Origin of the sequence: Allobosea sp. (genome assembly GCF_051860145.1) — a bacterium.
Classification (GTDB): domain Bacteria; phylum Pseudomonadota; class Alphaproteobacteria; order Rhizobiales; family Beijerinckiaceae; genus Allobosea.
On the sequence record NZ_JBHYEM010000004.1, the window covers coordinates 384,362 to 403,679 of the forward strand.

Annotated in this window: 21 protein-coding genes; 12 read left to right on the plus strand and 9 right to left on the minus strand. The window is 67.4% G+C overall.

Translation table 11 applies throughout. The annotated features are described in order from the left end of the window. The first annotated feature begins 35 nt into the window (after window positions 1-35). Window positions 36-1,358 (plus strand): serine hydroxymethyltransferase, encoded by a 1,323-nt coding sequence (locus ACTIF2_RS09860; protein WP_439496875.1) that lies wholly within the window; start codon window positions 36-38, stop codon window positions 1,356-1,358. A 79-nt stretch (window positions 1,359-1,437) separates the two neighbouring features. Here the strand turns inward: ACTIF2_RS09860 and ACTIF2_RS09865 are convergent, their stop codons facing one another. Beyond that, window positions 1,438-2,826, minus strand: a complete 1,389-nt coding sequence (locus ACTIF2_RS09865; RefSeq protein ID WP_439496876.1) for a serine hydrolase domain-containing protein — start codon at window positions 2,824-2,826, stop codon at window positions 1,438-1,440. A 198-nt stretch (window positions 2,827-3,024) separates the two neighbouring features. Here ACTIF2_RS09865 and ACTIF2_RS09870 point away from each other — a divergent pair, with 198 nt between their 5' ends. Continuing rightward, window positions 3,025-3,237 (plus strand): DUF3126 family protein, encoded by a 213-nt coding sequence (locus ACTIF2_RS09870; protein WP_439496877.1) that lies wholly within the window; start codon window positions 3,025-3,027, stop codon window positions 3,235-3,237. A 16-nt stretch (window positions 3,238-3,253) separates the two neighbouring features. On the opposite strand, the gene ACTIF2_RS09875 is transcribed toward ACTIF2_RS09870, so the two are convergent. Then, on the minus strand, window positions 3,254-3,967 hold the full coding sequence (locus ACTIF2_RS09875; RefSeq protein WP_439496878.1) for a hypothetical protein: 714 nt from the start codon (window positions 3,965-3,967) through the stop codon (window positions 3,254-3,256). A 182-nt stretch (window positions 3,968-4,149) separates the two neighbouring features. Between ACTIF2_RS09875 and ACTIF2_RS09880 the strand changes: the two genes are divergently transcribed. Together ACTIF2_RS09880 and ACTIF2_RS09885 are read left to right on the plus strand one after the other, a co-directional pair. Beyond that, window positions 4,150-4,479: a DUF6949 family protein gene (locus ACTIF2_RS09880; RefSeq protein WP_439496879.1), complete on the plus strand. Its 330-nt coding sequence runs from the start codon at window positions 4,150-4,152 to the stop codon at window positions 4,477-4,479. Window positions 4,480-4,536: 57 nt separating this feature from the next. Then, window positions 4,537-5,067: a gamma carbonic anhydrase family protein gene (locus ACTIF2_RS09885; protein ID WP_439496880.1), complete on the plus strand. Its 531-nt coding sequence runs from the start codon at window positions 4,537-4,539 to the stop codon at window positions 5,065-5,067. A gap of 159 nt (window positions 5,068-5,226) precedes the next feature. On the opposite strand, the gene ACTIF2_RS09890 is transcribed toward ACTIF2_RS09885, so the two are convergent. The 3 genes from ACTIF2_RS09890 to ACTIF2_RS09900 form a co-directional block, all read right to left on the minus strand. Beyond that, window positions 5,227-5,853: a transglutaminase-like cysteine peptidase gene (locus ACTIF2_RS09890; protein ID WP_439496881.1), complete on the minus strand. Its 627-nt coding sequence runs from the start codon at window positions 5,851-5,853 to the stop codon at window positions 5,227-5,229. A gap of 513 nt (window positions 5,854-6,366) precedes the next feature. Then, window positions 6,367-6,981 (minus strand): PilZ domain-containing protein, encoded by a 615-nt coding sequence (locus ACTIF2_RS09895; protein WP_439496882.1) that lies wholly within the window; start codon window positions 6,979-6,981, stop codon window positions 6,367-6,369. A gap of 59 nt (window positions 6,982-7,040) precedes the next feature. Next, a complete protein-coding gene (locus ACTIF2_RS09900) occupies window positions 7,041-7,604 on the minus strand; it encodes a PAS domain-containing protein (RefSeq protein ID WP_439496883.1) in 564 nt (187 codons plus the stop codon). Window positions 7,605-8,010: 406 nt separating this feature from the next. Here ACTIF2_RS09900 and ACTIF2_RS09905 point away from each other — a divergent pair, with 406 nt between their 5' ends. Next, window positions 8,011-8,832: a rhomboid family intramembrane serine protease gene (locus ACTIF2_RS09905; protein WP_439496884.1), complete on the plus strand. Its 822-nt coding sequence runs from the start codon at window positions 8,011-8,013 to the stop codon at window positions 8,830-8,832. 188 nt (window positions 8,833-9,020) lie between these two features. Continuing rightward, complete coding sequence (locus ACTIF2_RS09910) at window positions 9,021-9,452, plus strand: CBS domain-containing protein (protein ID WP_439496885.1); 432 nt, start codon at window positions 9,021-9,023, stop codon at window positions 9,450-9,452. A gap of 40 nt (window positions 9,453-9,492) precedes the next feature. On the opposite strand, the gene ACTIF2_RS09915 is transcribed toward ACTIF2_RS09910, so the two are convergent. The 3 genes from ACTIF2_RS09915 to folE form a co-directional block, all read right to left on the minus strand. Continuing rightward, window positions 9,493-10,479, minus strand: coding sequence for a patatin-like phospholipase family protein (locus ACTIF2_RS09915; protein ID WP_439496886.1), 987 nt, complete (start codon window positions 10,477-10,479; stop codon window positions 9,493-9,495). A 198-nt stretch (window positions 10,480-10,677) separates the two neighbouring features. Beyond that, window positions 10,678-11,088 carry a phosphoribosyl-AMP cyclohydrolase gene (hisI, locus tag ACTIF2_RS09920; protein WP_439496887.1) on the minus strand — a complete coding sequence of 137 codons (411 nt, stop codon included), beginning with the start codon at window positions 11,086-11,088 and terminating at the stop codon, window positions 10,678-10,680. 89 nt (window positions 11,089-11,177) lie between these two features. After that, the gene (folE, locus tag ACTIF2_RS09925) at window positions 11,178-11,819 is read right to left on the minus strand and encodes a GTP cyclohydrolase I FolE (protein WP_439496888.1); all 642 of its coding nucleotides are present in this window, start codon (window positions 11,817-11,819) and stop codon (window positions 11,178-11,180) included. 199 nt (window positions 11,820-12,018) lie between these two features. On the opposite strand from folE, the gene ACTIF2_RS09930 reads away from it, so the two are divergent. After that, entirely contained in the window at window positions 12,019-12,489 is a 471-nt protein-coding gene (locus ACTIF2_RS09930) for an iron-sulfur cluster assembly scaffold protein (protein WP_439496889.1), read from the plus strand. Here ACTIF2_RS09930 and ACTIF2_RS09935 read toward each other — a convergent pair. Beyond that, the gene (locus tag ACTIF2_RS09935) at window positions 12,482-13,207 is read right to left on the minus strand and encodes a phosphatase PAP2 family protein (RefSeq protein ID WP_439496890.1); all 726 of its coding nucleotides are present in this window, start codon (window positions 13,205-13,207) and stop codon (window positions 12,482-12,484) included. The genes ACTIF2_RS09930 and ACTIF2_RS09935 overlap by 8 nt on opposite strands. 44 nt (window positions 13,208-13,251) lie before the next feature. Here ACTIF2_RS09935 and yidD point away from each other — a divergent pair, with 44 nt between their 5' ends. The 5 genes from yidD (at window position 13,252) to ACTIF2_RS09960 (ending at window position 19,318) form a co-directional block, all read left to right on the plus strand. Beyond that, window positions 13,252-13,605: a membrane protein insertion efficiency factor YidD gene (gene yidD / locus ACTIF2_RS09940; RefSeq protein ID WP_439496891.1), complete on the plus strand. Its 354-nt coding sequence runs from the start codon at window positions 13,252-13,254 to the stop codon at window positions 13,603-13,605. Between the two features lie 168 nt (window positions 13,606-13,773). Then, window positions 13,774-15,774, plus strand: coding sequence for a threonine--tRNA ligase (thrS, locus tag ACTIF2_RS09945; RefSeq protein WP_439496892.1), 2,001 nt, complete (start codon window positions 13,774-13,776; stop codon window positions 15,772-15,774). 50 nt (window positions 15,775-15,824) lie between these two features. Next, window positions 15,825-17,111, plus strand: a complete 1,287-nt coding sequence (locus ACTIF2_RS09950) for a DUF2157 domain-containing protein (protein ID WP_439496893.1) — start codon at window positions 15,825-15,827, stop codon at window positions 17,109-17,111. Then, window positions 17,111-17,728 (plus strand): GDYXXLXY domain-containing protein, encoded by a 618-nt coding sequence (locus ACTIF2_RS09955; protein ID WP_439496894.1) that lies wholly within the window; start codon window positions 17,111-17,113, stop codon window positions 17,726-17,728. The genes ACTIF2_RS09950 and ACTIF2_RS09955 overlap by 1 nt, the downstream gene beginning before the upstream one ends. A 405-nt stretch (window positions 17,729-18,133) precedes the next feature. Continuing rightward, the gene (locus ACTIF2_RS09960) at window positions 18,134-19,318 is read left to right on the plus strand and encodes an OpgC family protein (RefSeq protein ID WP_439496895.1); all 1,185 of its coding nucleotides are present in this window, start codon (window positions 18,134-18,136) and stop codon (window positions 19,316-19,318) included.

Genomic DNA, 19,318 nt, shown 5'->3' on the forward strand with positions numbered 1-19,318 from the left:
TCCGCAGAACGGTCTGCGGTGGGCGGAGAGATGCGATGACGGCGTTGGGCAGGCGCGACTGGGTTCCCGCGGCGAGCGAGGATTATGTGCTGAAGGTCGCGGCGACGGTCGGCGCACAGGATCTCGACGCCACGGAACGCGCGATCCAGGCCCTGACGGCCGAGAACCGCGTCATCCACGAGCGCGATTGCGTCAATCTCAACCCCGCGACCAACGTCATGAACCCGAAGGCCGAGGCGGCGTTGTCGGCGGGACTGGGCGCGCGACCCTCGCTCGGCTATCCCGGCGACAAATACGAGATGGGGCTGGAGGCGATCGAGAAAATCGAGGTGATCGCGGCCGAGCTCGCGGCCCAGGTCTTCGGCGCGAAATATGCCGAGATCCGCGTGCCCTCCGGCGCCATCGCCAATCTCTACGCCTTCATGGCGGCAGCCAGGCCCGGCGACTGCATCATCGCGCCGCCGGGCGAGATCGGCGGCCATGTCACGCATCACGGCGCCGGCGCTGCTGGCCTTTACGGCATCGTCACCCATCCGGCCCCGGTCGATCCGGTGAATTACACGGTCGATCTCGAGCGGCTGCGGGCGGACGCCCTGCGCCTGCGCCCCAGGCTGATCAGCATCGGCGGCAGCCTCAACCTGTTCGCGCATCCGATCCGCGAGATCCGGGCGATCGCAGACGAAATCGGCGCGATCGTGCTGTTCGACGCCGCGCATATGTCGGGGATGATCGCCGGCCATGCCTGGCAACAGCCGCTGGAGGAGGGCGCCCATCTGATGACGATGAGCACCTATAAGAGCCTCGGCGGCCCGCCTTCGGGCCTGATCGTCACCAATGACGCTGCACTGGCCGAGAAGCTGGACGCCATCGCCTATCCCGGCCTGACCGCGAATTTCGACGCGGCGAAATCGGCCTCGCTGGCGATCACGCTGCTCGACTGGAAGGCGCATGGCCGTGCCTATGCGCAGATGATGGCGCAGACGGCGAAGGCGCTGGCCGATGCGCTGGTCGAGCGGCAGGTGCCGGTTTTCGCCCGCGAGCGCGGCATCACGACCTCGCATCAGTTCGCGGTCGAGGCCGCGCCCTATGGCGGCGGGCAGGCGGCGGCGAAGCGGCTGCGGCAGGTCAATATCCTGAGCTGCGGCATCGGCCTGCCGATCGCTCCGGTCGCGGGCGACGTCAATGGGCTCAGGCTCGGCACGCCGGAGATCGTGCGCTGCGGCATGACACCCGCCGACATGCCAGAGCTCGCCGGCTATATCGCCGAGGGCCTGAGCGGCGCGCGGCCGTTCGAGGCGGTCGCGAAGGACGTGACCGCCTTCCGCCAGCGCTTCACGAGGCTGCATTTCATGCGGTAGCGCGTCATTCTCGGGCGGAGCGAAGCGCAGACCCGAGAATCTCAGGCAGGAATAGGCCCAGGTTTACGAGATGCTCGGGTCAAGCCCGAGCATGACGGTGCTGGTCGCTCCCGTAGCGCTCCATCATCTCCTCCCGTAGCGCGTCCTCCGAAACGAGATGCGCGCCGCCGAGCCAGACCGATTCGACCTTGCCGCTGCCGTTTCGGATGAGGCGCGCCGCTTCGCCGGGGCTGTTGAAGCCCGACGTCCTGGTGATGCGGCCGAGGTCCGGCGCCTCGACCGTGACCTCGCCGGCATCGAGGAAGGGCAGGAGCAGGGCCGGGTTGGCGCAGAGCACCTTGTCCCCCGCCGGCACGAGATCTCCGGCGCCCCAGATCGACCACCAGCGGCCGGTCCAGTCCCGCGTCGCGGACGAGGGGGCGCCGTGTTCGGAAAAGGTCTTCAGGATGTGGATCACGCCGTCGATCCAGGGATGGGCAAGGCCGTCGATGGCGTTGGTCAGGACCGAGATGGTCAGGTCCTGCTTCGGCAGCACGACGGTGCGGGTGATGAAGCCCTGGAAACCGCCGGAATGGCCGAAACAGCGCCAGTCGCCCTCGCCGCCGGAAATGGTGCCGAGGCCGTAATGGCGGCCGAAGCTGGCCTCGTCGTCCGGCCAGAGGCGGCGGCTCATCTCGCGGCGGCTGAGCGGGGACAGGATGCTGCGTTCGGCATCGGGCGAAAGCTGCGCGAAATAGCGCGCGACATCGGCGGCCGTGGCGACGAAGCCGGCGGCCGAGGTCATGGCGTGTCCCGGATTGTCGCCCGGGATGACGACGCGGCGGTCGAGCGGTGTCCTGTAACTATGCCCTTTCGCCACCGGACCCGACCAGAGGGTGATGTCCGGCCGGGTCTCCTGCAGCCCGGCTGCCGCGACGACCTCGCTTGCGATCCAGTCGGCATAGGGCTCGCCGGTCACGGCCTCGATGACCAGGCCGAGCAGGGCGAAGCCGTGATTGGAGTATTTGAAGCGCTGAGAGGTGGGATAGGGCTGGGCGACCGAGAGGTCGGCGATGACCTCCTCCTTGCCGCAATAGGGCTTGCGGTCGAAGAACTGGCCGTTATCCGGCCCATCGCGCGTCAGCCCGGCGCTGTTGGACAGGACCTGGCCGATCGTGGCCGCAGCGACGTCGGGATGCAGGCCGGGCACATAGGCGCCGACCTTGTCGTCGAGCCGCAGCCGGCCGGCCTCGACCAGGCGCAGCAGCCCGGCCGAGGTGTAGCTCTTCGAATGCGAGGCGATGCGGAAGCCGTGGCGCGGCGTCAGCGGCTCGCCGGTCGCGAGATCGGCCGTGCCGAAGGCCGCTTCGAGGACGATCTTCTGGCCGCTGGCGATCGCGACGGCGCAACCCGGCTGGTCGTGATGGCGGCGCTGGAATTCGAGCCAGCTCGAGACATAGGGCAGGGCGGCGGAGAGCCAGGGCTTCATCGGATCATCCATCTTTCGCGACATCTGCAACGGAGCATGGCACGCTCGGAACGAAGTCGGCAGCGTCAGGAAAAAGCAGCCGCCATGCGGCCGCAACGCAGCTCGACCGGGCTGCCAGGACGAGGGAAAACCGCGTTCCGGCTTGCTCTGGCCGCCCGGCCATGGCATCCGTCCCGCCACTCTGAAAGGATCGATCCCGTGGACAAAGCAGAACTCGCCAAGCTCGAGGCCTATCTCCGACGCACCTTCGCCAACCATGCGATCAGCGTGCGGGCGCGGATGAAGAAGACCGATTCGGCCGAGGTCTATCTGGGGGAAGAGTTCATCGGCATCATCCATGTCGACGACGAGGACGGCGACCGCTCGTTCAATTTCACCATGGCGATCCTCGACGTCGATCTCGAGGACTGAAGGCTCAGGCCGGAGCTCAGCGCATCATCCTGTCGACGGTGCGCCGGACGCCGCCGAGCATCAGCTCCCAGTCGGCGATGATCGCGCGCGGGAAGCGGATGTTCACGTCGACGCCGCGATGGCGGAAGGTGACGCGGCACGGCTCGTCCAGGGTGACGGGGCCGGCGTCGAGCGGGCAGCGCGCCGCAAAGCCGCGCCCGTCCGGAACCGAGACGTAGAATTCGTCGCCCTCATAGGGCGAGCCCTTGCGGAAGCCGCGCACGACCAGCCCGCCGGGATTGGACCAGACCGTCGGCGTCAGGAAACGCGCATAGATCGAGAGCTGGGTCGCCGGTTCGTTGACCTTGTCGGGCGGGCTGAGCGTGACCAGGAGCTTGCGGCGGCTCTGCGGCGTGACGGGCCCCAGGCTCGGCCAGTCGAGGCGCAGGCGCACCATCCCGACGACGCGCGTGCTGTCCTCGTCATCGGGACCGGTCAGCTCCTGGGGCACGACGAGCGCGACGTCGCCGATCCGCGCGGGCTGCGGCTGCAAGGTTTGCTCGCCGACGAGGCGGGGGCCGTAGAGCGTGGCCGCCGTGATCGCAGCGGCGCAGAACAGGACCAGCGCGGCGGCCTTGAGCAAGGCGCCGTCCGCTCGCGGCAAGGGCGGCGGCGGGCGCTTGAGGCGCGCGCGCACCATCGTCGTGAGGCCGGCGGCGCGCTGAGGCGAATGATGCTCGTAGACGGTCACGGATCCATGCCCTGCAAGATGCTGGGGCTACTGAATCAGACCCGGCTTAATGCTCCGTAAACCATGATGCCCGCCTGCGGCCCGGACGGGCGGGCGCAAGGTTAACCATCGCTAACGAGTTTTCTTCACACTTCGTAAACCATGCGCCAAGCTCTCCCGGTTTCCCGTCCGGAGCTGCGACGTTGCGTATCGAACCTGCCGCCGTCGAGGCGCTCCAGTCCCTGTTCATCGGTTTCGCCTTCGCCGGCCTGCTGGCCAGCGGCTTCGAGCTGTTCACGCGAAGGCGGGCCGATTTCCGGCTGCTGCAGTCGGGGGGCTTCGCGGCCGTGGCGAGCGTGCCCGTGGTCGTCTTCAGCGCGCCCTTCCTCATCCTGCGCAACACGGTGAACGGCCGCCGCATCGAGGGCCGCCCCTTCACCTTCGTCGTGCTGGCGAGCATGGCGGCGTCGCTCTGGAGCGTCGCCTCGGGCCGCGTGGTGCTCGATCTGCTGCACTATCTCGGCGGCGCTTGACGGGGCGGGCACCCCGCCTGCAATCCTCGCGGGTGCTCGCAGAAGGATGAACCGGACATGCCGCTCTATTCGCTCGATGGGACCAAGCCCGAATGCGCCGCCGACGGCCTGTGGTGGCTCGCACCCGATGCCCATGTCATCGGCCGGGTCCGGCTCGCGGCCGGGGTCGGCATCTGGTTCGGCGCCGTGCTGCGCGGCGACAACGAGTGGATCGAGATCGGCGAGAACAGTAATATCCAGGAAGGCTGCGTCCTGCATACCGACATGGGCTCGCCGCTCAGCGTCGGCGCGGGCTGCACCATCGGCCATCGCGCGATCCTGCATGGCTGCACGATCGGCGACAACAGCCTCGTCGGCATGGGCGCGACGGTCCTGAACGGCGCGAAGATCGGCCGCAACAGCCTGGTCGGCGCCAACGCGCTCGTCACCGAGGGTAAGGAGTTTCCCGATAATTCGCTGATCGTCGGCGCGCCGGCGCGCGCGTTGCGCACGCTCGACGAGGCGGCGGCGGCCGGGATCTCCGGCTCGGCGCGGGGCTATGTTGCGCGCTGGAAGCAGTTCGCCGCCGGCTTGAAGCGGCTCGACTGACTGAAGGACCGCCGTCGTGAAACGAGGCGGGCCGGCGCCTCGGGGAGAAGCGCCGGCCCTATGGCGAAACCCGGCCTAGGGACGGGTGGGGTGGGGACGTGACCAAGCTTCGCCGTCCATGAGGTCGCGGCCGGAACCCGGCCGCGACGAAATCGTTCTTCAGCGCACCGAGGCGACCGTCGGCGTCGAGAGGCCGCCGAGCGAGGTCCAGCCCGTCTGGTACTGGGACTCGCGCTTGACGTAGACGTAGCCGGTCTGGTTCCACGGCAGGATCGCGTTGCGCTTGTTGTCGAGCACATAGTCGCCGCGGTCGGTGCGGATCATCAGCACGGCGTGGCCGGCATTCTCCTCGTCGATCACGACGGTCATCAGCATGGCGCGGCGCGGCACGCCGAGCTCGGCCAGCTGCTTGCGCTTGAGCAGCGCGAAATCCTCGCAATCACCCTTGCCGTCGGTGGGGATGTCCCAGCGGTCGACCACGCCCCAATGGTCCTGATCGGTGACCGCCTCGATCTCACGGTTGATCCTGCTGTTGAGCGCAACGATCGTCTTCCAGAGCTTCGGCGTCATCTCGACGCTTTCGGGCTCGCGGGTGTTGACCGCGCACTCGCTTGGGCTGCGCCGGCAGAAGGCCGTCCAGGCATAAGGCGCCCTGGCGTCGCCCGACGCCACGATCGGCGCGCCGGCGGCCGGCAATGACGCGACCTGCTGGGCCTGAGCCGATGATGAAATCCCGGCGAGCGCAACCAGCGCAGCCAGAACCGTACCCCGATAAGAAGAAAGCATGTCGTCCCCTTTCCTGTCCCTGGGGCAGACGATGCGCGGCGCAAATGGATGTCGATTGAAATGGATACAAGCAATTTTATGTAATTCCGCGATCTAAACACGGAACGATTATCAGTATAAATTTGAGGGGAATGCGGAAGTAAGAAATGTGTGCGCTGGTTTCAGGATTCGTTAACTGTGGCGGGCCTGCTCTGAGCGTGCAGGTTTCATTAACGCTGAGACTGCAGCTCCGCGAGGCTGGCACATCGAAGCCTGACGCGAGCATGTGGAATGCAAGGGCAGGTCATCCCGGCCAAGCCGCCTTGGCGGCGCAGAGCCGGGATCCATGCCGGAGCGATGCTCGGGGAGGCTCAGGCATGGATCCCGGGTCTCCGCTTCGCTGCGCCCGGGATGACTCTGCCGTTTCAGCTCAGGGTGAGATGTTCGGCGCGCAAATGCGCTGCCCGCCGCGGCAGAACGCGTGCGGAAGCTTTACGGCAATGGAACGGGGTTTGGCGCTACCGCCCGGCCGGCTCAGAGCTCGAGATTCTCGTCGAGCACGTCGGCGGAGAGCGGGAAGCGGAATTCCGCGGCATAGCCGCCGTCGAAGCGGCGGACGATCTTGGCGGCGGTGCCGCCGATCTTCACGGGCGTGTTGATCGACAGTTCCTGATCGGTCGAGAACGCGGCGCCCGAGAGCGAGATGTCGATGATCCGCACGACATGCTCCGAACCGTCCTCCAGCGCCAGCATCGAACGGGGGTTGCGCGGGACGATACGCTCGTGGCGACGGTCCTCCGGCAGTCCGAGCTCGTCGCGATTGGCGAGCCAGGTCAGCTGGGCGGTGAATTTCTCGCGCTTGCGGCTGGTCGCGGTGATGGTCATCGCGAAGCCTTCCATCGTGGTGCGGACGGCGGTGCCCTCGATCCGACCAAGATGCTCGAGATAGACGATGACGCGGTCGCCCGGATTGGCCTTGGCGGGCGCGACCAGATGCAGGCCGCCCGGCGAGATATCGACCGTCTGGCAGGGATATTCCATGCGGTTGGGCAGCATGTAGCGGCCGAGCAGCACGACCTTCATGCGCTGATGCCGCCTGCGCTCGACAGGGCGTATGGCCGGACGGGAGGTGTGCAGCGCACTCAGCATCGGATCTGCCTGATTTGGGGCGATCCTAGAGGCGGGAGGGTTAACGGTACGTTAGAGTCTCAGCTCCGGCCGCCCGGCAGCACCAGAAACTTTGGCGGCATGGCGCGCGAGACCGGCTCGGGCTGGCGCTGGGCCTGCGGAGAAGGCCAAAGCATGCGCAGCGAGATCATGCGCATGCTGTCGAGCGTGTCGAGGCCGAGCCAGTCGGGGGCGACGGCAGGCGACAGGGCGCCGAGAACCCGCGCATGGGTCCGGCCACGATAGCGCAGGGGCAGCAGCAGCAGCTCGAGATAGATCGGCGAGCCGCTCGCCGTCTCGGCCGAAAGGCCGGCGACGGCGCCGGCCGTCTCGTCCATCACGGTCTGCACCAGGCGGCGCATGTCGCCCTGCGATTCGACGTCCGGCCAGAGCGCGGCGAAGGTGCGGCCACGCAGTTCGCTGCCGAAAAGGGCGCAAAGCCGCGTTCCCGCCAGCCGGAAGACCGGCCCGATCGGCTCGTTCTCGAGCACGAAGGTGTCCGCTAGCGCATGGCGCAGCGCGCCCGGCTCGATTTCGCCCCGCTCCGGTGCGGCGCGTTCGCCGCGCAGCGCGTCCCAATAGTCGAACACTAGGCGGGTGCTCATGTTTTTCATTTCGACATCCTGTCCTGCCTGCGGCTCCCCACCTGCACAGGATGCGTGCCGGACCGGCACATATCCGTCAGAAGCGGGGACAATCGAGCTTTCGTCGATTCGCAGACGCAGTGGTCATGCCGTCTTGCCATGGGCCTCCGGCAGGGGGGACCGGCAGGGTCGCGTTAGGGTTAACGAAGCGTTGACATGCAAGATAGTTTCGCGGGCTGCGCGGCGGGAGCCGGTCCGGGTCAAAGAGGGGTGGAGGGGGATGTGACCGTGGCGCAGGGCCTTGAGCCCAGGCGCCGGCCACAGCCGGAAAGGGGAGGGCCTTGGTCCTCCCCTTTTTCATGCGGGATGCGCCGGAGCGGGCCTGGCGGCTTGCCTCCCGCCCTGGCTTCGGCAAGGGTTGCGACGCATGTCCGAGAACCCCGACCGATCCTCCGCTGCGCCCGTGCGTGAGCCGATCCTGAACCTTCCGTCCGTCATCGTCTGGCTGATCGCCGCGCTTGCGCTGATCCAGGCCGGACGGAGCGTCCTGTCGGCCTATGACGACTTCCTCCTGATGTCCTGGTTCGCCTTCGTCCCGGCGCGCCTGAGCCTCTGGCTCGCGCCCGAGCGGGCGCAGGAGATGATGGGCGCGCTGACGCAGCAGATGGCGGGCCAGGATCTCGCCGACCGGCTCCAGCTCGTGCGCCTGCTGCTGGCCGATGGCGGACCGAGGCTCTGGACACTTGTGAGCTACGGCCTGCTGCACGGCTCGTGGCTGCACCTGATCACCAACGTGGTCTGGCTCGCCGCATTCGGCAGCCCCGTCGCGCGCCGGCTGGGCGCGGGGCGGTTCCTCAATCTGATGGCGCTTTCCACCATCGGCGGCGCGCTGCTGCACTGGTGGTCGCGCGAGCTCGACGTCCTGCCGCTGGTCGGCGCTTCGGCCGCCGTCTCGGGCGCGACCGCAGCCGCGATCCGCTTCGTCTTCGCGCCGGGCCTGCGCTTCGGCGGGCTGGCCGACGATGCCGTGGTGCGCGCGATTCCAGCCGAGCCGTTCGGCGCGCTCTGGCGCAATCCGCGCTCGCTGCTGTTCATCGTGATCTGGTTCGCGACCAATCTGCTGTTCGGAGCTGGGCTCGTGCCGATCCTCGGCGAGGACGTCAGCATCGCCTGGGAGGCGCATATCGGCGGCTTCATGGTGGGGTTGCTGCTGTTTCCGCTGCTCGACCGTGGCGCGCTTCGGTCCTGAGCGGGCCGCACCGCAAGCCCCTCGCAGACCTGCCGCCTTGCCGTCGTCTCCGTCTTCGCCCACACTCCAGGTCTGCGAGGGGCTTGCGACGGCCTTTTGGCGAATCATTCCGTCATTGGTCGGATCCCAGGGCTCCGCTGATTTTGCACGCCGGCCAACGGCGTCGCCAAACAAGGAGGAATGCGTTCATGAACGTCGCGCAGATTCTCGGTGGCAAGGGCCACGATGTCGTGTCCGTCCAGCCGCACCGCACACTGGCCGAGGCGATCCGCACGCTTGGCGAGAAGCGCATCGGCGCTGTCGTGGTGATGGGCGCCGATGGTGGCCTGCTCGGCATCCTGTCCGAGCGTGACATCATCCGCGCGCTCGCGGATGCCGGACCAACCGCGCTCGACAACCCGGTCTCGCGCGCCATGACCGCGAAGGTCGTCACCTGCCGCTCGGAAACCAGCATCGACGAACTGATGGAGATCATGACCTCCGGCCGGTTCCGCCATGTTCCGGTGGTCGAGAGCGGCCGGGTCAAGGGCATCGTCTCGATCGGCGATATCGTCAAGCACCGCGTCGCCGAGATCGAGGCCGAGAGCCGGGCGATGCGGGATTACATCGCGATGGCCTGAACGGCCGCACAGCCCCGTCCGGCGCGAAAGCCGGACAGGCTCACCCGGCCGGGACGTGATTGCTGGCGACGACGGCCTCGATTTCGTCGAGGGCGCGTTTGGCGGCCACCCGGCCAAGCTCGACCGCCTCGTCGGCACGATGGAAATCGAACAGCCCGACGCGGGCGAGCTTCGGGCCGATCATGATGTCGGGCGGGTCGCCGGCCAGGCGCGAGCGCGAGATGCGATCCTGAGTGATGTTGAACGCGTCGACCATGACCCCGGCTAGGCCGGGCTGGTCGTTCGAGGCACGGCCGAGGAAGCCGCGCATCCGTCGCGCCGCGCCGCTGATGCCGTCGAGCCAGCGCGAGGTCGGGCGGACGTCGAGCTCGGGCAGGATTTCGGACGCCGGCGCGGGATCGGGGTCCGAGCTGTGGTTCTGGATGGTGGTGCCGCGCCCCGAGAGGTCGCTGTTGAGGTTGACGCAGATCACGACATCGGCGCCGAGCGCGCGGGCGGCGGTGACCGGCACGGGGTTGACCAGCGCTCCATCCATCAGCCAGCGCCCGCCCAGCTTCACCGGGTCGAAGACGCCGGGCAGCGCGTAGGAGGCGCGCAACGCCTCGACGAGCGGGCCGTGGGTCAGCCAGATCTCGTGCCCGGTGCCGAGTTCGGTGGCGATGGCGGCGAAGCGCAAGGGCAGCGCCTCGATGCGGATGTCGGCGAGATCGCGCTCGAGCAGCCGCTTCAGCCGTCCGCCCGCGATCAGGCCGGCCCCGCCAATGTGGAAATCCATCAGGCCGACGACGCGGCGCTTGGTTAGGTTCTCGGCAAATTCGGTGAGGGCCGGCAGCTTGCCGGCGGCGTAACAGCCGCCGACCACCGCGCCGATCGAGGTGCCGGCAATGACGTCGGGGGCATATCCGGCCTCGACCAGCACGTCGAGCACGCCGATATGGGCCCAGCCGCGGGCCGCGCCGCCGCCCAGTGCGAGGCCGATCTTGGGTCTGCCGCGTCGAGGCGGCGCTTCCATGCTGAATTCGTTCATCGAGGCCGCGCCGCCGCTCGTTCCAAAGGCCCGTCGAGCGATATCATCCCACAACATGATCCCGACCCTCCGCGGGAGGGCCAATGTCTCGCGAAAACGTGAGGGGAAGCTGAATCCATCGCGCAAGGACCGCGCTTAACAAGCGCATTTGACGAAAAGATGTAAGCTTGGTGAAAGGATCACCAACGCGGCTCCCCCTCATTCCGCAGCGAAGGCGAGGGGCGCCGCGGCGGCCTCGCGCAGCGGCTTGACCCGATAGAAGCAGGAATGCCGGCCGGTGTGGCAGCAGCCGCCGTCTCCGGCCACCTTGACCTTGAGCCAGATCGCGTCCTGGTCGCAGTCCACGCGCATCTCGACGATGGTCTGGATTTGCCCGGAGGTCGCGCCCTTGTGCCAGAGTTCCTGGCGCGAGCGCGACCAGTACCAGGCCTCGCCGGTCTCGACGCTGCGCTGGAGCGCCTCGGCATTCATATGCGCGACCATCAGCAATTCGCCCGACGCCGCATCGGTGGTGACGCAAGTGACCAGCCCGCCGGCGTCGAAGCGCGGCGCCAGCACGGTGCCTTCCTCCAGGGCGTGCTTGTCGGACAGAACGGGGTAGGCGGTCATCACAGGCTCCACGGCGGGGCGGGCGCATCCCGCGATGCGCCCTGCATAATCCGGTCGAGGCGGCTCGCCAACGCCGCATCCTTGCCGCCTTACAAGGCGGGGGACTTGACCATGGTGAAGAACCGGACCTGCTCGGTGGGGTCCTTGAACACGCCGGTATATTGGGTGGTCATGGTCGATGAACCCTGCTTCTGCACGCCGCGCATCGACATGCACATATGCTCGGCCTCGATCAGGACGGCGACGCCGCGGGGTTCGAGCGCCTTGTCGATGACCTGGGCGATCTGCGCTGTCATCGCCTCCTGGGTCTGCAGCCGCCGGGCATAGACATCGACGATGCGGGCCAGCTTCGAGAGGCCGACCACGCCCTTCGACGGGTAATAGGCGATATGGGCCTTGCCGACGAAGGGCACCATGTGGTGCTCGCAATGCGAATAGAACGGGATGTCGCGGACCAGCACCATGTCCTGGTAGCCCTCGACCTCCTCGAAGACGCGATCGAGAATCTCGTCCGGATCCTCGCGATAGCCCTTGTAGAATTCCCTGAAGGCCTTGGCGACGCGCGGCGGCGTCTCGATCAGGCCTTCACGGGACGGGTCGTCCCCGGCCCATAGGATGAGCGTGCGCACGGCCTCCTCGGCCTGCTCCTGCGTCGGCTGCCTGACCAGAAACTTGTCTGCGGAGGGGCTGAGCGCCCGCTCGACGGACAAGGACTTAACCACAGGGATCATGTGGTGCCTCCCGTTACGTTTCATCTCTGCGGCGCAGCGGCGACGCTCGGGGCGGGCTGCCCCTGGCAATCGCGTCGCGTCGAAGGGGGTTGCGACAAGTTCTGCTCCCGCAGCGGGATCGCCCATCTCCCGCCCGCGGGCATTCGACCTTATATTGGCACGGAACGCCGGTCATTCCAGACCCGGCGAGGACCATGCCATGCTGAGCGACGTCTATAACAAGCGAATCCTGGAATTGGCAGGAAACATTCCGCTGCTCGAGCGGCTGCCGGAGCCGGATGCGACCGCGACGGCGCATTCCCGCCTGTGCGGATCGACGGTAACCGTGGACCTGACGATGGTGGGCGATGTCGTCACCGGTTTCGGGCACGACGTCAAAGCCTGCGCGCTCGGCCAGGCCTCGTCCTCAATCATGGCCCGCCACGTCGTCGGTTCGACGGCCGAGGAACTGCGGCTGGTGCGCGAGCAAGCCCGCGCGATCCTGAAGGAGAGCGCCGAACCGCCAGGCGGCAAATGGAGCGATCTTTCGGTGCTGGTGCCAGTGCGCGACTATAAGGCCCGCCACGCCTCGACCATGCTGACCTTCGACGCGGTGGTCGATGCGATCGGGCAGATCGAGGCGCAGCGGAGCCAGCCGGGGAGCGAGGCGAAGATGGTGGCCGTCAGGTGAGCCCGAGCACCTTGCGGATTTCGTCGCGGGTGTCGTCGAAGCGGGCCCGGAAGGCACGGTCGGCCAGGAGCGCTTCCGCCACGATCCGCCCGGCCTTGTCGCCCGCTGCGACGTCGCTTGCATAGTGGAATCCGCAAACCAGTCGGCTTTCGCCATAGGAAACGGTGCGGGCCTCGAATTTATCGTGCAGCTCGGGAGCCGCGGCGCTCAGGAGCACCGAATAGAGCGAGGCGGTCGCGGCGTGGCCGGCCGGGAAGGAGGAGCCGACCGGTCGTCCTCCGGGGCAGGGCTTGACCTTGACCTTGTTCCAGACGGTGAAGGGCCGCTGGCGCGAGGTCAGGCGGCGCAGGCCGACGAGAACGATGCCGAGCTCGATATTGGCCTCGCGGAAGAGCAGCCGCACCTCGTGATGCGTGGCGAGCGAGGCTTTGACGTCCATGCCTTCCAGGAAACGGGCGAGCGTCTGGTACTGATCGGCGATGGCTGCCTTCTCGCGCTCGGGGGTACGGTTCAGCGTGATCTGGAGGACGTCTTCGAACTCGCGCTTGGCCTCCGGCGAATTCGCCGGCGGCGGGTTGCCGATCGCGCGGGTGATGTCGAGCTGGCCCGGATCGAGCCAGATCGTGCTGGTGCGCTGCTGTGCCGCGGCCGGAGCGAGGGACAAGAAGAGCGCGGCAGGCACGAGAATGGAAGCCGTGCGGATGCGGTGGCGGAGCATGGGCGAATCTCAAAATGAAACAGGCAAAGACGAGGCGCGATGAAATGGCATCCGACCACGCCTTGTCACGTCTTTTCGCTAGGGCACCGCGTCGCGGGGCCCATTGGCTGATCCGCGGCTACCAGCTCAGCCTCTCGATGCTGATCGGCCGGCAATGCCGACACTGGCCGAGCTGCTCCAGCTATACCGACGAGGCGATCCAGCGTTTCGGCCTCTGGCGTGGCGGCTGGGTCGGTTTCGCCCGGGTTTGTCGCTGCACGCCGCTCGGCACCAGCGGCATCGACCTCGTCTGCGAGGAATTGCCGGCGGGCTCGGCCTGGTACAGGCCGTGGTCCTATGGCCGCTGGCGCGGGGTCAATGCGCCGCCGGAGGCCGAAGCGCCCGGGACCGAGCGATGACGATTGCCTGCGCAGGCCGGCTCGTATAGGCGGAAGGCCCGCAAGCGGCGGCGTCCATGCCGCCCTGCGCCGGCGCGATCCTCCCCCGGATACGGATCTCGCCGAAATCCCATGTATCCGGCCTTGGCTTACGGGGCTTGTATCCCCGAGTGAGCAGGAGCGCGATCGATGACGATCTCCCTGACATTTCCCGACGGCGCCCAGCGCGAGTTTCCGGCCGGCATCACCGGCAAGGAGATCGCCGGCGGCATTTCCCCCTCCCTGCTGAAGCGCACCATCGCGATGGCGCTAGACGGCACCGTCGTCGACCTCGCCGACCCGATCACCAAGGATTCGAGGATCGAGTTCCTCAATCGCGAGGACCCGCGCGCGCTCGAGCTGATCCGCCATGATGCGGCCCATGTGCTCGCCGAGGCGGTGCAGGAGCTCTATCCCGGCACGCAGGTGACGATCGGCCCGGTGATCGAGAACGGCTTCTTTTACGACTTCTTCCGCAACGAGCCGTTCACGCCGGAGGATTTCGCGCCGATCGAGAAGAAGATGCGCGAGATCATCGCCCGCGACAAATCCTTCACCAAGGAGGAATGGAGCCGCGACAAGGCGAAGGCCTTCTTCCGCGACAAGGGCGAGGCCTTCAAGGTCGAGCTGGTCGATGCCATTCCGGCCGACCAGACGCTGAAGATGTATGCGCAGGGCGACTGGATCGACCTCTGCCGCGGCCCGCACATGACCTCGGTCGGCAAGGTCGGCAACGCCTTCAAGCTGATGAAGGTGGCCGGCGCCTATTGGCGCGGCGATTCGAACAATCCGATGCTGACGCGCATCTACGGCACCGCCTTCGCCAGGCAGGAGGACCTCGACGCGCATCTCAAGCAGCTCGAGGAGGCGGAGAAGCGCGACCACCGCAAGCTCGGCCGGGAGATGGACCTGTTCCATTTCCAGGAGGAGGGGCCGGGCGTCGTGTTCTGGCACTCCAAGGGCTGGCGCCTGTTCCAGGAGATCATCGCCTATATGCGCCGGCGGCTCGCCGCCGATTACGAGGAGGTCAACGCGCCGCAGATCCTCGACAAGGGGCTCTGGGAGACCTCCGGCCACTGGGGCATGTACAAGGACGACATGTTCGCGGTGAAATCGGCCACTGCCTACGAGAACCCGAACGATCCGCAGCGCGACCAGCGGCTCTTTGTGCTGAAGCCGATGAACTGCCCCGGCCATGTCCAGATCTTCAAGCACGGGCTGAAGAGCTATCGCGACCTGCCGATCCGGCTCGCCGAGTTCGGCAATGTCCACCGCTACGAGCCCTCGGGCGCGCTGCACGGGCTGATGCGGGTGCGCGGCTTCACCCAGGACGACGCGCACATCTTCTGCACCGAGGAGCAGCTCGCTGCCGAGTGCATGAAGATCAACGACCTGATCCTCTCGGTCTACGAGGATTTCGGCTTCACCGACGACCTCGTCATCAAGCTCTCGACGCGGCCGGAGAAGCGTGTCGGCTCCGACGCGGTCTGGGACCATGCCGAGGAGGTGATGACCCGGGTGCTGGAGACGATCGCGGCCCAGTCCGGCAACCGCAACATCAAGACCGAGATCAACCCGGGCGAGGGCGCCTTCTACGGGCCCAAGTTCGAATATGTGCTGCGCGACGCCATCGGCCGCGACTGGCAATGCGGCACGACGCAGGTCGATTTCAACCTGCCCGAGCGGTTCGGTGCCTTCTATATCGGCTCGGACGGCGAGAAGAAGCAGCCGGTGATGGTCCATCGCGCCATCTGCGGCTCGCTGGAACGTTTCACCGGCATCCTGATCGAGCACCATGCCGGGCATTTCCCGCTCTGGCTGGCGCCGGAGCAAATCCTCGTCTGCCCGATCACCTCGGAGGCCGACGCCTATGCCGAGCAGGTCACGATCGCCCTGATGAACCAGGGCCTGCGCGCCCGCGCCGATCTCCGCAACGAGAAGATCAGCTACAAGGTGCGCGAGCATTCGCTCGCCAAGGTCCCGGTCATCCTCGCGGTCGGTAAGCGCGAGGCTGAGGAGAAGACCGTGACCATGCGCCGGCTCGGCAGCCAGAACCAGGCGGTGATGAGCCTGGACGCGGCGCTGTCGGCCCTGGTCGAGGAGGCGACACCGCCCGATCTCGCGCGCCGCAAGGCCCTGGCCGCGGCCTGAACTCCTGCCGGGCTCGCCAAAAGCGCGCCCGGCATGCCAGGATGTGAGCGATGCTGACGGGATCCTATCGCAAACGGCTCGAGGCCGATCTCGCCCGCTGGGTGACCGAGGGGCTGGTCAGCGCCGACAGCGCGGCGACGATCCGCCGCTCGGTCGGGCGCGACAGCGGTGCCCGGCTGCCGGCTTTGCTCGGCATGCTCGGCGGCTTGCTGATCGCGGCCAGCGTCGCGGCCTTCGTGGCGGCGAACTGGGAGGAGATGCCCCGGCTGGTGAAGCTGGGGATGATCTTCGCCAGCATCGTCGCGGCGCTCGGCATCGCGGCCCGGCTGGAGGCGCAAGGCTCCGAGCTCGGTGCCGACGCGGCCTCGACCTGCGGTGTCCTGTGCTTCGCGGCGGGGGTCGCGCTGGTCGGCCAGATGTACCATCTCCCCACCGATTGGCCCGGCGGCGCACTGCTGATCGCGCTCGGCGCGCTCGCGGTCGCCTTCCTGCAGCGCTCCGACGGCGCGCTGATCGTCGCCTTCGTGGCGCTGGCGAGCTGGAGCTGGGGGCGCTGGTCGAGCAGCGGCGGCACCCTGCAATGGGCGTTCCTGCTGGCTTATCTCCCGGCCGTGTGGATGGCGCTCGGCCGCCGCGGCAGGCTCGTCCATCACGCCGCCGTGCTCTCGCTCGCTTGCTGGCTCGCGCTCGTGCCGGGCGACTGGATGCGCGGCTCCTTCGATTACGGGCTCGTCGCCTACGGGCTGGCGCTGTCGGTCATCTATGTGCTGCTCGGCGCCTTCGCGCTTGATCGCGGCGGGCCGGCGCTGCTGACCGCCTGCCTGCCCTGGGGTCTGATCGGGCTGATGATCGGCCTCGGGATCGAACTGTTCCGCATCCTGGATTCCGGCCAATCCGAGGCCGGCATGGCGAGCTGGCCGATCTACCTTGCCTATGCGCTCGCGGTTCCCGGCACGCTTGCCTTCGTGGCGACGGCGCGGGAGCGGCGCTTCGCGGGCGCGATGGCCATCGCCCTGCTCCTGGCGCTGCTGGTGCCGGCGATCTTCTGGAGCGGCGGCGTGGTGCGCCTGCCCGGCAAGGTCGTGGTCGGGAGCCTGATCCTGGCGAGCGCGGTCGCGCTTGTCGTGGCCGGGTCGGCCGGCGGCATCCGGCGGATCCTGGTGACGGGCGCGGCCCTGTTCGGCCTCGCCATCCTGATCCTGCTCTGGCAGACGATCGGCAGCCTGCTCGACCAGTCGCTGTTCTTCCTGGTCGCCGGCGCCGTTCTGCTGACGCTGGCGGGTGGTGCGCGCCGGCTGTTCGCGCGTCTCGCCAAGCCGAGCGAGGAGCCGGGCTGATGCATGTCCCCGAAGCCGGCAGCATCGCCCGGCGCATTCCGCTGATATGGCGCGCCGCCGCGGCGGCGCTGGTGCTGTGCGGGGCGATCGGCATGCTGGTCGAGAGCCGCGCCCGCATCCTGCGTTCCGGAAGCGAGGTCAGGCTCAGGACGGCGCCCGTCGATCCGCGCGACCTGTTCCGCGGCGATTATGTCATCTTGAGCTACGACATCAGCACCCTGGACCTGAACGGCTTGCAGGGCGATCGCGAATTCAGCCGCGGCGAGCAGGTCCAGGTCCAGCTCGCTCCCGACCCGGAGGGTTTCGCTCGCCCGGTCGGCATCTACCGGACGAGGCCGACCGGCAGCGGTGACGTCTTCATCGACGGCCGCATCATCTCGACTGGCGCCTGCCCGCGGGCCGAGGACGGCCGCATCGATTGCAGCCGCGATCGCAACGGCGTGCGCATCGCTTACGGGCTCGAGAGCTATTTCGTGCCGCAGGGCAGCGGACTGGCGATCGAGCGGACGGAGCGCAAGCGGATCGAGGTGGTCGCCGCCGTGGCGCCCTCGGGCCAGCCCGCGATCAAGCGGCTGCTGATCGACGGAAAGCTCGTTCACGCCGAGCCGCCCTATTAGGGCAAGCGGATCACATGGCAGCGAGCGGTTACGTCGGTAGCGCCGGCGGCAGTTGCGCCGATCGGCTTTTTCAATTTTTCGTCGTTTCTGGCTGAGGATGCCTGCCTCGATAGCGGCGGCGCATGAAAAATGGCGGTATCGCACTGAAACGGCCTGCCGCGTTCCGGATGTCGCCTGCCCCTCCGGTCGCCATGGTGAGCCCTTATTTGCCTGACACACAGATGTGACCCGGATCCCCATGGCGGCTGTGGCGTGGGCGTTGTATGAACGCCAGATGAATGGATTCGTCAGATGCTGTTCATGTTGAGCGCCGCGTTCCCCAGCTCCGCCAAGCCTGAAACCTCATCCGACGGCGCCGTTCGTGGCCTTCTGGAGCAGTCGTCGGTGCCGGTTTCCTCGTCATTCTTGAGCTATTTTCTGCGAGGCGCCGGTGCGCTCGCCGTCACGCCTCCCGGCCGCGACCTGCGTATCGACGCGCTGCGCGGGCTCGCCCTGCTGATCATCTTCATCAATCACATGCCGGGAAATGTCGTGTCGGCTGCGATGCCGCATAATTTCGGCTTTTCGGACGCCGCCGACATCTTCGTGCTGCTCGCCGGCGTCTCGGCGACGCTGGCTTACGGTTCGGTGCTCGACCGGCGCGGCCTGGCGATCGGCGCGCTGCGGATCGGCGGCCGAATCTGGACGCTCTACATCGCCCATATCGCCGTGTTCGTGATCGTTTGCGGGGTTGTGGCGCGCGCGGTGACGCGGACGCAGAACCCGCTCTATATCGAAGCGATCAACATCCAGCCCTTCTTCAACGACACGCTCTCGGCGCTGGTCGATGCGCTGACGCTGACCTATCAGCCGCATTATCTCGACATCCTGCCGCTCTACATCGTGCTGCTCGCGGCATTCCCCCTGATCTACAGGGCGGTGCGGATCAGCCCGGCCCTGACGCTTCTCGCCTCGGTGCTGGTCTGGCAGGTCGCGGTCTTCTTCCACCTCAACCTGCCGAATACCGGCGCTGCCGGCTGGTTCTTCAATCCGTTCGCGTGGCAGCTGGTCTTCACGATCGGCGTGGTGATCGGGCGCGGGCTGCAACTGGGCGTCGCCGTGCCGCGTTCGGCCCTGATCACCGCCGCCGCCATCGGGTTCCTCGTCTTCTCGGCGCTGGTCAAGGTGTCGACGGGTAACCCGTTCGGGCTGGCTTTCCTGAACGACTGGATCGACAGCCTGCAGCTCGGCAGCGACAAGACGAACCTGGCCTGGGTCCGCGTGCTGCACCTGGCCGCGCTCGCCTGGCTCTTCATCCGCCTCGTGCCGAGGGATTCCGCGATGGTCCAGGGGCGGGTGGGACGCAGCCTGGCCGTGATGGGCCGGCATTCGCTGGAAGTATTCTGCGCCGGCATCGTGCTTGCGATTATCGGGCAGATCATCCTGGCTGAGACTTATTTCGCACTGGGCGTTCAGTTGCTCGTTTGCGTGGGTGGCGTTACGATACTGGTTGGGCTCGGGAACTTCCTATCGTGGTATCAGTCCATCGCGCTTCACGGCTCCGCGGGAAAACCCGCTCCAGCGCTGCCAGCCTCTGTGCCGCGATCCTGA